Source organism: Bradyrhizobium sp. (genome assembly GCF_004799405.1).
Classification (GTDB): domain Bacteria; phylum Pseudomonadota; class Alphaproteobacteria; order Rhizobiales; family Xanthobacteraceae; genus Bradyrhizobium.
Map to the genome: position 1 here is coordinate 1 of NZ_SSMW01000033.1, position 11,595 is coordinate 11,595.

The window sequence follows — 11,595 nt, forward strand, 5'->3', positions numbered from 1 at the left end:
GCGGTATTCATCCTCGGCATGAAACGCGGCGCGGCGCCGGATGACCTTGAAAATCCGCCGCAGGCTTTCGTCATCCTCGACCAACAGCGCGCCGGTCGACGAACCGATGAACACCTTGACCCCGGCGCAGCCCGGCGCGCGCTCCAGCTCCGGCAAATCGGCCACGTTCTCGCGGGTGCCGCCGATGAAGAAGGCGAAATCGCAGTGCATGCGGTGACGGCCGCGCTTTATCTTGTCGGCAAAGGTCTGCTCGGTAACCGTCAGCGGATCGGTGTTCGGCATCTCGAACACCGCCGTGACGCCCCCCATCACCGCGCTGCGCGAGCCGGTTTCGAGATCTTCCTTGTGGGTCAGGCCGGGCTCGCGAAAATGAACCTGGGTGTCGATCACGCCCGGCAGGACATGCAAGCCCCTGCAATCGATCACCTCGGCGGCCGAAGCCTGTCCGAGCCCGCCGATCGCGGCAATGCGGCCGCCTGCGACGGCGATGTCGCGCACGCCTTCACCGTCCTGATTGACCACGGTGCCGGATTTTAGAATGGTATCAAATCGCTGATTCATCGGTCCTCGACGCCCGCAATCCCGCGGAACCGGACGCCGCGCGGGCCTTGTTACCGTTACCTTAGCGTCTTACGTTCCCCTGTGATATCCGGCAGCGGCGTTTCCCCAGAGAACTTCCCATGAAAGCGGCATTTCTTCCCGACCGGGGCGTGGTCAAGGTCAGCGGCGCCGACGCCCGCGACTTTCTCAATGGCCTGCTCACCACGGACGTGACGTTGCTCCGCCCGGGCCTTGGCAGGTTCGGGGCATTGCTGACGCCGCAGGGCAAGATCACCGCGGATTTCCTGATCACCGAAGTTCCTCCCGGCGACGGCGGCGGCTTTCTGATCGACTGCCCGCGTGCACTGGCGCAGGGCCTTGCCGACAAGCTCGGTTTCTACCGGCTGCGCGCCAAGGTCACGGTGGAAAATCTATCGGACAGTCTCGGCGTGCTCGCGGCATGGGATGGCGATCTCGCCGTGACACCCGATCTGGCGTTCGCCGATCCGCGCAATGCCGTACTTGGCTGGCGGATAGTGGTCCCCGGGACGCTGGTGCAAAAAACCGCCGGGTTGATCGGCGCTGAATTGGTCGACAGCAGCGCTTATGAAGCCCATCGCATCGCGTCGGGCGTTCCGCGCGGCGGTCTCGACTTCATGTATGGCGATGCGTTTCCGCATGAAACCAATATGGATCGCCTGCACGGCGTCGATTTCGACAAGGGCTGTTATGTCGGACAGGAAGTCGTGTCGCGGATGCAGCATCGCGGCACCGCGCGAACCCGAACCGTGCGCGTCGTGATCGAGGGCGCGCCGCCGGAGGCGGGCGCTGCGATCCTTGCCGGTGACAAGCCGCTGGGCACCATGGGCTCGTCGGCAGCTCACGCCGGTCTTGCGCTGATCAGGGTCGATCGTGCTGCCGATGCGCTTGCCACCGGGACGCCGCTCACGGCCGGCGGCATCGCTATCCGCCTTGCCGATCCGGACGACGTGCTGATCACGCCGAAGCAGACCGTGGCATGACGAGATCGGCGCGCCTGCATGCCGATGGGCTGACGCGGTGTCCGTGGCCGGGCGAAGACCCGTTCTACATCGCCTATCACGACAGCGAATGGGGCGTGCCGGAATATGACGACCGCGCGCTTTACGAAAAACTGATGCTCGACGGTTTCCAGGCCGGGCTGTCGTGGATCACGATTTTGCGCAAGCGCGAAAACTTCCGCCGCGCCTTCGATGACTTTCGCCCCGAAAAGATCGCGCGCTACAACGCCAGAAAAATTCACGCGCTGATGAATGACGCCGGCATCGTCCGCAACCGTGCCAAGATCGAGGGCGCCGTCGCAAGCGCGAAATCCTATCTCGAGATCATGGAAAACGGCGCCGGCTTTTCGACTTTCCTCTGGGATTTCGTCGACGGCAGGCCGAAGCTCAATCATTTCAAGACCACCGCCAGCGTGCCGGCATCGACGCCGGTGTCGATCAAGATGTCCAAGGAACTGGCCGCGCGCGGTTTCAAGTTCGTCGGCCCGACCATCGTCTACGCCTTCATGCAGGCCACCGGGATGGTCAACGATCACCTGGTGACGTGCTTTTGCCACCAAAGCTGCGCCGGAAAACAGCGCGCGCCACGCCTCAAGGTCAAATGACGGCCAGAAAATTATCCGCAGCCGAAACATCTCCCCGGGTTTGGCAACGGATGTTGTCGGGGCGGCGGCTCGATCTCTTGGACCCCTCGCCGCTGGACGTCGAAATCGCCGATATCGCCCATGGCCTGGCGCGGGTGGCGCGCTGGAACGGGCAAACCAGCGGCGCGCATATTTTCTCGGTGGCTCAGCACACGCTGCTGGTCGAAGCCGTGATGCGCGAGCAAATGCCGCGCGTCGATGTCAGCCTGCGGCTTGCCGCCCTGCTGCACGATGCCCCGGAATATGTCGTGGGCGACATGATCTCGCCGTTCAAGGCGGTGCTTGGCGGGGATTATAAGAGGGTGGAAAAGCGGCTGCTGTCGACCATCCACATCCGCTTCGGACTGCCGCCGGTGCTGCCAGACAAGATCACGCAGCAGATCAAGGCCGCCGATCGCGGCGCGGCCTATCTTGAGGCGACACGGCTTGCAGGGTTTGCGGAGACCGAAGCCAGACGCCTATTCGGTCGCGATCCGGGATTGCCGCCGGCGGCGCAGCAGGATTACCTGACGCCCTGGCCGGCGGCGAAGGCCGAGAAACGGTTCCTGGCGCGGTTCAAGACATTGCACGCTTGAGCGGAAGGGCTTGAACGCACTTTCACCACCTCGCATGCAGGCTTATAATTGGCGCGAAAAAGGACCGCCATGATTCACGTCTGCTCGCTCGCCGCCCTGCCCGATACCGTCAAGGCCACCGGCGCCAGCCATGTGCTGACGGTGATGGCCAACGTCAACCAAGTGCAGCGTCCGGAGTCGGTTCTCCCGGCCAATCATCTGAAGGTGCAGATGGACGACATCACCGAACAGATGGATGGATTCCTCGCACCAAACGACAGCCATATCGAGCAGGTGCTCGACTTCGTACGCGGCTGGGATCGCCACGCGCCGCTGGTGGTCCACTGTTATGCCGGTATCAGCCGCTCCACCGCGAGCGCCTTTGCCGCCGCCTGCATGCTCAATCCCAACCGCGACGAGCGGCTCATCGCGCGGCAGATCCGCACAGCCTCCCCGATCGCGTCGCCCAACCGCCTGATCGTCGCGCTGGCGGACAAGGCGCTGGGACGGGAAGGACGGATGCTGCGCGCGCTCGATGAAATGGGCCCGGGCAGCATGATGGTCGAAGGCCGGCCGTTCCGCGTCGAACTCGACTGACGCCCATGAACGCCGCCAGATGAGCGAAAAGCTTCTGACGCCGATCGAAATCGGCCTGACCGCGGCCATCGTCGCGATCGAAGGCAACGAGCCGCTGATCCTCACCGCATCGGGCAGCGATGGCGACAAGCTCGCCGGGCTTCCGTTCGGGCCGTTCGAAGCGGTCTCGCACCGCACCTTCGAAATCGGCCTGCGCGCCTGGGTGGAAGAGCAAGCGGGGTTGCGGCTGGGTTATGTCGAACAGCTCTATACGTTCGGCGATCGCGGCCGGCATACGCAGGCGGGCGACACCGGCGCCCATGTCGCCTCGATCGGCTATCTCGCGCTGACCCGTGCCGCCGATAATGCATCGCGTGCGCCCGGCGCCGCCTTCGAGCCGTGGTATCGCTTTTTCCCGTGGGAAGACTGGCGCGCCGCGCGGCCTGCTATCATCGAACGCGACATCTATCCCGAACTCACGGCATGGGCCGCGCAGACCGAGACACCCGAGACTGCGCGGGCACTCAGCCGCAAGGATCGCGTCAGGCTTTATTTCGGCACCGAGGGCGCGCATTGGGACGAAGAGCGCGTGCTCGACCGGTACGAACTGCTTTATGAAGCCGGATTGATCGAGGAAGCGCGGCGCGATGGGCGTCCGGCGGCCTTGGCGCGCAGGAAGATCCCGAGCCTTGGTGTGCCGATGCGGATCGACCACCGGCGAATTCTGGCCACCGCCATCGCCCGGCTGCGCGCCAAGCTGAAATACCGCCCGGTGGTGTTTGAACTTTTACCGCCCGAATTCACACTCACTGAATTGCAACGGACCGTGGAAGCGATCTCGGGGCGGCATCTGCACAAACAGAATTTCCGCCGGCTGGTCGAAGCCGGCGCCCTGGTCGAACAGACCGGTGTGATGTCGACCCAGACCGGCGGAAGGCCAGCGGCGCTGTATCGTTTCCGTCGCGAGGTGCTGCAGGAGCGGCCCGCGCCGGGCCTGCGCGTGCGCGGCCGGCGCTGACGGCTGGAGGTCTGATGTTCGAATTTCTGTCGTTCCTGATTGCCCTCGGCGCGCTGATCTACGCGCGCAAGGCCTTCAATGAAGCCGCCATATTGCGCACGCGGCTCGATGCGCTTGCCGGAGCCGCAGTTCAGCCGGGGCCCGGCCCGGCACAACAGGTTGAACCTTTCCGAACGGCCTCATCGCCAGTTGCCGCGACCGAACCAACGGCAACCGCCGCCGCACCCGGCGCCGAGAGCCGGCACGTTGACCCGAGGGGGCCGATCGAAGCCGCGGCGGCGGCGCCCCCGCCGCTTCCTCAATCCAACCCCGGCCTGGAAGAGCGCATCGGCACCCGCTGGGTGGTCTGGGTCGGTGGATTGACGCTGGCGCTTGGCGGATTCTTCATGGTCCGCTATTCGATCGAGGCCGGACTGCTCGGACCCGGCGTGCGTACTTTGCTCGGTGGCGCGTTCGCGCTGGCGCTACTCGCCGCAGGTGAATGGATGCGCCGCAAGGAAAGCATCTCCGCAATCGCAGCACTGCCGATCGCCAACATCCCCGCCGTTCTCACCGCCGCCGGAACGTCGGTCGCTTTTGCGACCGTCTATGCTGCCTACGCGCTGTATGGTTTCCTTGTGCCCGCGACCGCGTTTGTCCTGCTGGGACTGGTAGCGCTGGGCACGCTCGCGGCGGCGCTGTTGCACGGGCCGGCGCTGGCGGGTCTTGGCGTCGCCGCCGCCTTCCTCACGCCAATCCTAGTCTCCTCCGACAGGCCGGACTACTGGGCGCTGTACATTTACCTGGCGATCGTCACTGCGGCATCGTTCGGACTGGCGCGGATCAGGCTGTGGCGCTGGCTTGCGGTCACCACCATCGTGTTCGCGTTGCTCTGGACCGTTCCGTGCCTGCAATGCGGCCCGTCGATGATCGGACCGCACGCATTCCATGTGATCGCCGGATTCATTCTCGCAAGCCTGCTGGTGGTTTGCGGATTCATGTTCGGCCCGGCCGTGGACGACGGCCGGATCGAGCCGATCTCATCCGGATCGCTGACGGCCTATTTGTTCGGCGCAACCATGATCGTGCTCAACAGTTCCCATGCCGATACCGCCGTCATCGTGTTCGCGGCGCTGGTGGCCGTCACCCTGCTCATCGCTTGGCGCGCACCGGCCGCTACCGGCGCGGTCGCCGCGGCTGCGGTATTCGCAGCCACTGTGTTTCTGGAATGGGCGGTTCGCGGCAATCCGGACATGCTGGTGCTGCCGGGCGGACCGCTTCCCGGCATCGGCCCCGCCGCCACCGACAGTTCGGTTGCGATGCATCTCGTCACCGCGGCGATTTTCGCAGCCGCTTTCGGTGTCGCGGGATTCCTCGCGCAGGGACGCTCGGCCAGCGCCATGGTGCCGGTGGTGTGGTCGGCCGCCGCCGTATTCACGCCGCTGGCGCTGTTAATCGCGCTCTATGCCCGCATCGCCCATCTCGATCGCTCGATTCCGTTTGCGATCGTGGCGGTGGTGCTGGCGGCGGCGTTCGGGGCCGCCACCGAAATTCTCACCAAACGCGACAACCGGCCAGGACTACCGATCTCGATCGCACTGTTTGCGACCGGAGCGCTCGGCGCGCTGGCGCTGGCGCTGACCTTTGCGCTCGAAAAAGGCTGGCTCACCGTCGCGCTGGCGCTGATGTCGATGGGCACGGCGTGGATTGCGATGCAGCGGCCAATTCCGTTCCTGCGCTCGCTGGCCGCGATACTGGCCGGGATCGTGGTGCTGAGAATCGGATATGAGCCGCGCATCGTCGGCGATGCCGTCGGCAGCACGCCGATTTTCAACTGGCTATTGTGGGGCTACGGCATTCCGGCGCTATCATTCTGGGGCGGCGGCATCTTGCTGCGCCGCCGCGGCGACGACGCGCCGTTGCGCGCGGTGGAATCGGCGGCAATCCTGTTTACGGTGCTGCTGGCGTTCATGGAAATCCGCCATGCCGTCAACGGCGGCGACGTCTACCGCAACATGGCCGGCCTCACCGAAACGGCGCTGCAGGTCTGCACGGCGCTGGCCATGGCGATCGGACTGGAGCGATTGAGGATCCGTACCGACAGCATCGTTCACAATGTCGGCGCGGTGCTGCTGGCGATATTTGCCGGCGCGGCCACGGTGTTCGGGCTTTTGACGCTCGACAATCCGGCGTTCTGGCCGATCAGGGTCGGCGGCGAATTCATCAACGTCATCCTGCTCGGCTATGCGATGCCGGCGGTGCTGGCGCTGCTATTGTCCTATGCAGTGTCGGGCCGGCGGCCCGCAAGCTACGGCAATACCGTCGCGGGCGCGGCGCTGGTGCTGGCGTTGAGCTATCTGACGCTTGAAATCCGCAGGCTCTATCACGGCCCGATCCTGACCGCGGGAGTTACCGGCGGCGCCGAGCAATACACCTATTCGATCGCGTGGCTGACCTTCGGAGTGGCGCTGCTCGGGATCGGCATCGTCTTCAATTCGCAGCGGGCGCGGCTGGCATCGGCCGTGGTGATCGCGCTGACAATCCTCAAAGCGTTCCTGATCGACATGTCGACGCTGACGGGAGTTTACCGCGCACTGTCGTTCATGTGCCTCGGCCTGGTGCTGGTGGCGATCGGCTGGCTATACCAGAGGATCCTGTTCCGCAGACAGGCCGTGCCAGTCGCGCCGACCGGCTGATCGTGAACTCACTCGGTTGAGCGGCGCAGTTCCGGCGCGTTCTCCGGTTTCGCAGGCTCGGATTTGACTGCCTCGATCTTGGCGCTCTCGACCCTGGGCGTCTCGACGTGCGACGATACCTCGGTACGCGTCGCATCGGCTTCCCGCGGATGCAGCGAACGCGGCCGCGCAATCGCGCGCACCATCATCATCTGCGCGGCGCCCTGATGATGGAAATCGCAGTAGGCGAAACCCATTCCCGACACCGATCCCCGGAAACTATGCTCGTCTCTTTTGTCGAGATTGAAACACGGCTCGAACGGAATGCCTCTGATCGACGCGCAGACGGCCTGGCCACGGATCTGAAGCGTGTTGCCGGGCAATCGCAAATGGCGCACCGGGCCCGCGCCGCTGAATTGCACCGCACCGGCTGCACCCATGTCCTCGAGCACCCGGCCCGCGCCGCGGGTGCCATCGAAGCAGGTGAACGCGAACACCTTGCCGGCCACGAACCGGCGGGCCTCGTCCGCGTTCATCTGCCCGGCCAGGGCTGGCGCTATCACCGCACCGGCCGTAACGGCCCCCAACACCAAACGCGAAAGCATGCTGTAACTCCGACTTACTGAGCGCGGGTTAGTCGCCTAACGTCTTTACCCGCTGCTTACCATACCAACCGTGGCAACATTGGAGCAGCTTGGTTGGTAAAGTCTGAACGCCGTTACAGAATTTTTACCACGATTCGGCCGCGAACCTGGCCGGCGAGGATTTTACTGCCGGCGCCGATAACCTCGTCCAAGCCAATTTCATGAGTGATTTCAGTAAGTTTCCTCCGATCCAGATCGCGCGCGAGCCGGTTCCAGGCGGTTTTTCGCAGTTCAATGGGACACATCACGGAATCGATGCCGAGAAGGCACACGCCGCGTAAAATAAACGGTGCCACCGATGACGGCAGGTCCATGCCGGCCGCGAGGCCGCAGGCGGCGACCGCGCCCCCATATTTCGTCATCGAGAGCAGGTTGGCTAGCGTGGTCGAGCCGACGCTGTCGATACCGCCCGCCCAGCGCTCCCTGGCCAGCGGCTTGGCCGGTCCGGACAGTTCATTGCGGTCGATCACCTCGGCCGCCCCGAGGTCTTTCAGGTAGCCGGCCTCGGCCATGCGGCCGGTCGATGCGATGACGTGATAGCCGAGCTTCGACAGCACGGCGGTTGCGACCGAGCCGACGCCACCGGCGGCGCCGGTGACCACGATCGGACCCTGGTCGGGCGCAAGACCATGCTTTTCCAACGCGAGCACCGCGAGCATCGCGGTGTAGCCGGCGGTACCGATCGCCATCGCTTCGCGCGCCGACATGCCCTCGGGCAGGCGCACCAGCCAATCGCCCTTGACGCGGGCCTTCTCGGCGTAGGCGCCAAGATGGGTCTCGCCCATGCCCCAGCCGTTGCAGACGACCTTGTCGCCGGCCTTCCACTGCGGATGCGACGACTGCTCGACGGTGCCGGCAAGGTCGATCCCGGCGATCATCGGAAAGCGCCGCACCACCGGCGCCTTGCCGGTGACGGCGAGGCCGTCCTTGTAATTCAGCGTCGACCATTCGACCCGAACGGTAACGTCGCCGTCCATCAATTCGGCTTCGTCAAATTGCGTGAGTGCGACGGTGGTGCCTTTTTCCGCCTTGTCGATCCTGATCGCCTTGAATGTTCCCACCGCCAACTCCCCGAAACTTTTTCGAACTTTCGGATGTTTACCGGATCAGGCGGCTTGCGCAACCGGGCGTGTCACCGGTGCCTCGACGATCGGCAGGTTGATCAGCGCCGACAGCACGCCGAACGTGACCGACAGCCACCAGATCGGCGTGTAGGAGCCGAATTTCTCGAACACGATGCCGCCGAGCAGTACACCGAGAAAGCCGCCGACCTGATGGCTGAAGAATGCGAATCCGTACAGCGTCGCCAGCCAGCGCGTGCCGAACATCAGGGCCACCAGGCTCGAGGTCGGTGGCACCGTAGACAGCCAGGTCAGGCCGGTGATGACGCCGAACGCGATCGCCGAGAACGTGGTGATCGGAAACGAGATGAACGCCACGATCGAGATCGCGCGCACGAAGTAGATGGCCGACAGGATGTAGCGCTTCGGAAGCCTGCTCTGCAGCCACCCGACGCTGAGCGAGCCGATGATGTTGAACAGGCCGATGGTGGCGATCACCCAGCCGCCGGTCTGAACCGCCATGCCGCGATCGACCAGGTAGGCCGGAAGATGCACGGTGATGAAGGCGAGCTGAAACCCGCAGGTGAAGAAGCCGAGCACCAGCAGTACATAGGAGCGATGCCCGAAGGCTTCGGCCAGCGCATGCTTGAATGTCTGCTGTTCGCTGACCGGAACGGGACTGGACGTCGATGCGGGCGTCGCCAGCGCCAGCGACAGCGGCACCACCAGCAGCATCAGACAGGCAAATACCGTCAAGGCTGCCGGCCAGCCGAAATTGTCGAGCAGGGCGACGCCGAACGGGGCGAATACGAATTGCCCGAACGATCCTGCCGCGGTGCCTGCACCCAAAGCGAGGCCGCGCCATTCCGGCGGCAGAAGCTTGCCGAACGCCGATAGCACCAGGTTGAACGAGCAGCCAGCCAGGCCGAAGCCGATCAAAACGCCGGCGCTGAGGTCGAGCGACAACGGCGTCGCTGCGTAGCGCATGATGATGAGGCCTACGGCGTACAGCAGCGCGCCAACGGAGATCACGCGCAAGGTGCCGAACCGGTCGGCGATGGCGCCAGAGACCGGCTGGCCGATTCCCCACAGCAGATTCTGGACCGCGAGCGCGAGGCCGAATACGTCGCGGCCCCATCCGAACTCGCGGCTCATCGGCTGCATGAAGAACCCGAGGGTCGAGCGCGGCCCGAATGTCAGCATGCCGATCAGGCAACCGCACACCACAATCACCAGCGGCGTCCGCCAGGTTGCGGGGGCCGGACGCAGATCGCCTTCAGTCGCGGCCATGCCAATTCCTCGACACGTTGGGGCGGACCTTAAAAGAGAACCCGGCAAGCGAGGCAGCGAGACCGCCGGCCCATCAACGCTTGCCGCAGTTAGTTAATGCATCAGCATAAAAACCCCAACCGGCATCTCGGCAAAACTTCCCGCCGCAATGCAGCGTTGCGGACGGCAGCGGGCAGCCCTGAAGATTTAACCGTTCGAACCTCTGGCGGAGGCCTAGGGGGCGTGCTATATTCGATTTGCTCGTTATGAGGATAAGTCTATTTCCTCAATGAGCACCGAATTCCCTGCGATGCTGCGGATTGTTCGGAACACTGGTACGCGGCTCTTGAAACGCCGGCCCGTTTGAGGCCGGATTTCTCAAACCCTACATATGCTCATATTGAGTATATCAGGTTATCCAAGGGGAGGCTATCATGCCGATCGCTGGAATCTATGGTCCCGACGATTTCGGAAACCCCGTTCACGGCCATCCCGCCGCTCAAACGCGCAACCGCGTGAGCGCCGTCGAACGCGCGCGGGCGCTGCCGATGCCGTCGCTGGAGTGGACGCCCGAGGTCGAGCGCGCCACCGCGCATCTCTATGAGCGCGTCAAGAATGTGATCTCGCCGGTCGAGTGGCCGTTCATGGCGCCCTACATCAAGGCGATCAACGAACTGAAGAAGACCCGCGACGCGGTGATCCTGGCTCATAATTATCAGACGCCGGAGATCTTCCATTGCGTCGCCGACATCGGCGGCGATTCGCTGCAGCTCGCGATCGAGGCCACCAAGGTCAAATCCGACATCATCGTCCAGTGCGGCGTGCACTTCATGGCGGAGACCTCGAAGATCCTCAATCCGCACAAAACGGTTCTGATCCCGGATTCGCGCGCCGGCTGTTCACTGGCGTCGAGCATCACGGGCGCGGACGTGCGGCTGTTGCGCGAACGCTTCCCCGGCGTGCCGGTGGTTGCCTATGTCAACACCTCGGCCGACGTAAAGGCGGAGGTCGATATCTGCTGCACCTCGTCCAACGCGGTGCAGGTGGTGGAGAGCCTCAATGCGCCGACGGTGATCTTCCTGCCCGACCAGTATCTGGCGAAATATGTCGCTTCGCAGACCGACGTGAAGATCATCGCCTGGAAAGGCGCTTGCGAGGTGCATGAGCGCTTCACCGGCGACGAACTGCGCGCCTATCGCGACGCCGATCCGTCGGTGCAGATCATCGCGCACCCGGAGTGCCCGCCCGACGTGCTGGCCGAGGCTGATTTCACCGGCTCGACCGCGCACATGATCAACTGGGTCCGCAACAAGCACCCCAAGCGTGTGGTGATGATCACCGAATGCTCGATGGCCGACAACGTGCAGGCCGAATTGCCCGACGTCGAAATGGTGCGGCCGTGCAATCTGTGCCCGCACATGAAGCGGATCACGCTGCCCAAGATTCTGGACAGCCTGATCTACCTGCGCGAGGAAGTCACCGTCGATCCCATGATCGCCGAAAAGGCGCGGCGTTCGGTGGAGCGGATGATCAACCTGAAGAACTGAACTCGACAAACGCTGTCGTCCCCGCGAAAGCGGGGACGACAAGTAGCG

11 protein-coding genes are annotated in these 11,595 nt (G+C 64.1%); 7 read left to right on the plus strand and 4 right to left on the minus strand.

The annotated features are described in order from the left end of the window. The coding region (locus tag E7813_RS05850; protein WP_291571791.1) for an amidohydrolase family protein at window positions 1–561 on the minus strand (561 nt) is incomplete at its 3' end. Window positions 562–680: 119 nt separating this feature from the next. On the opposite strand from E7813_RS05850, the gene E7813_RS05855 reads away from it, so the two are divergent. The 6 genes from E7813_RS05855 (at window position 681) to E7813_RS05880 (ending at window position 7,047) form a co-directional block, all read left to right on the plus strand. Continuing rightward, window positions 681–1,562 (plus strand): folate-binding protein, encoded by an 882-nt coding sequence (locus E7813_RS05855; protein ID WP_291571793.1) that lies wholly within the window; start codon window positions 681–683, stop codon window positions 1,560–1,562. Beyond that, window positions 1,559–2,185 (plus strand): DNA-3-methyladenine glycosylase I, encoded by a 627-nt coding sequence (locus tag E7813_RS05860; RefSeq protein WP_291571795.1) that lies wholly within the window; start codon window positions 1,559–1,561, stop codon window positions 2,183–2,185. Before E7813_RS05855 ends, E7813_RS05860 begins: the two co-directional genes overlap by 4 nt. Next, window positions 2,182–2,799 (plus strand): HD family hydrolase, encoded by a 618-nt coding sequence (locus E7813_RS05865; protein WP_291571797.1) that lies wholly within the window; start codon window positions 2,182–2,184, stop codon window positions 2,797–2,799. The genes E7813_RS05860 and E7813_RS05865 overlap by 4 nt, the downstream gene beginning before the upstream one ends. 69 nt (window positions 2,800–2,868) lie before the next feature. Further along, window positions 2,869–3,375, plus strand: coding sequence for a protein tyrosine phosphatase (locus E7813_RS05870; RefSeq protein WP_291571798.1), 507 nt, complete (start codon window positions 2,869–2,871; stop codon window positions 3,373–3,375). Window positions 3,376–3,394: 19 nt separating this feature from the next. Further along, window positions 3,395–4,372: an NAD regulator gene (locus tag E7813_RS05875; RefSeq protein ID WP_291571800.1), complete on the plus strand. Its 978-nt coding sequence runs from the start codon at window positions 3,395–3,397 to the stop codon at window positions 4,370–4,372. A 14-nt stretch (window positions 4,373–4,386) separates the two neighbouring features. After that, a complete protein-coding gene (locus E7813_RS05880) occupies window positions 4,387–7,047 on the plus strand; it encodes a DUF2339 domain-containing protein (RefSeq protein WP_291571802.1) in 2,661 nt (886 codons plus the stop codon). Window positions 7,048–7,055: 8 nt separating this feature from the next. On the opposite strand, the gene E7813_RS05885 is transcribed toward E7813_RS05880, so the two are convergent. From E7813_RS05885 to E7813_RS05895, 3 genes are all read right to left on the minus strand, one after another. Further along, complete coding sequence (locus E7813_RS05885; protein WP_291571804.1) at window positions 7,056–7,631, minus strand: hypothetical protein; 576 nt, start codon at window positions 7,629–7,631, stop codon at window positions 7,056–7,058. Window positions 7,632–7,744: 113 nt separating this feature from the next. Further along, window positions 7,745–8,731: an MDR family oxidoreductase gene (locus E7813_RS05890; RefSeq protein WP_291571806.1), complete on the minus strand. Its 987-nt coding sequence runs from the start codon at window positions 8,729–8,731 to the stop codon at window positions 7,745–7,747. 45 nt (window positions 8,732–8,776) lie between these two features. After that, window positions 8,777–10,021, minus strand: coding sequence for an MFS transporter (locus E7813_RS05895; RefSeq protein WP_291571808.1), 1,245 nt, complete (start codon window positions 10,019–10,021; stop codon window positions 8,777–8,779). 413 nt (window positions 10,022–10,434) lie between these two features. Between E7813_RS05895 and nadA the strand changes: the two genes are divergently transcribed. Further along, window positions 10,435–11,547 (plus strand): quinolinate synthase NadA, encoded by a 1,113-nt coding sequence (nadA, locus tag E7813_RS05900; protein ID WP_291571810.1) that lies wholly within the window; start codon window positions 10,435–10,437, stop codon window positions 11,545–11,547. Window positions 11,548–11,595 lie beyond the last annotated feature (48 nt).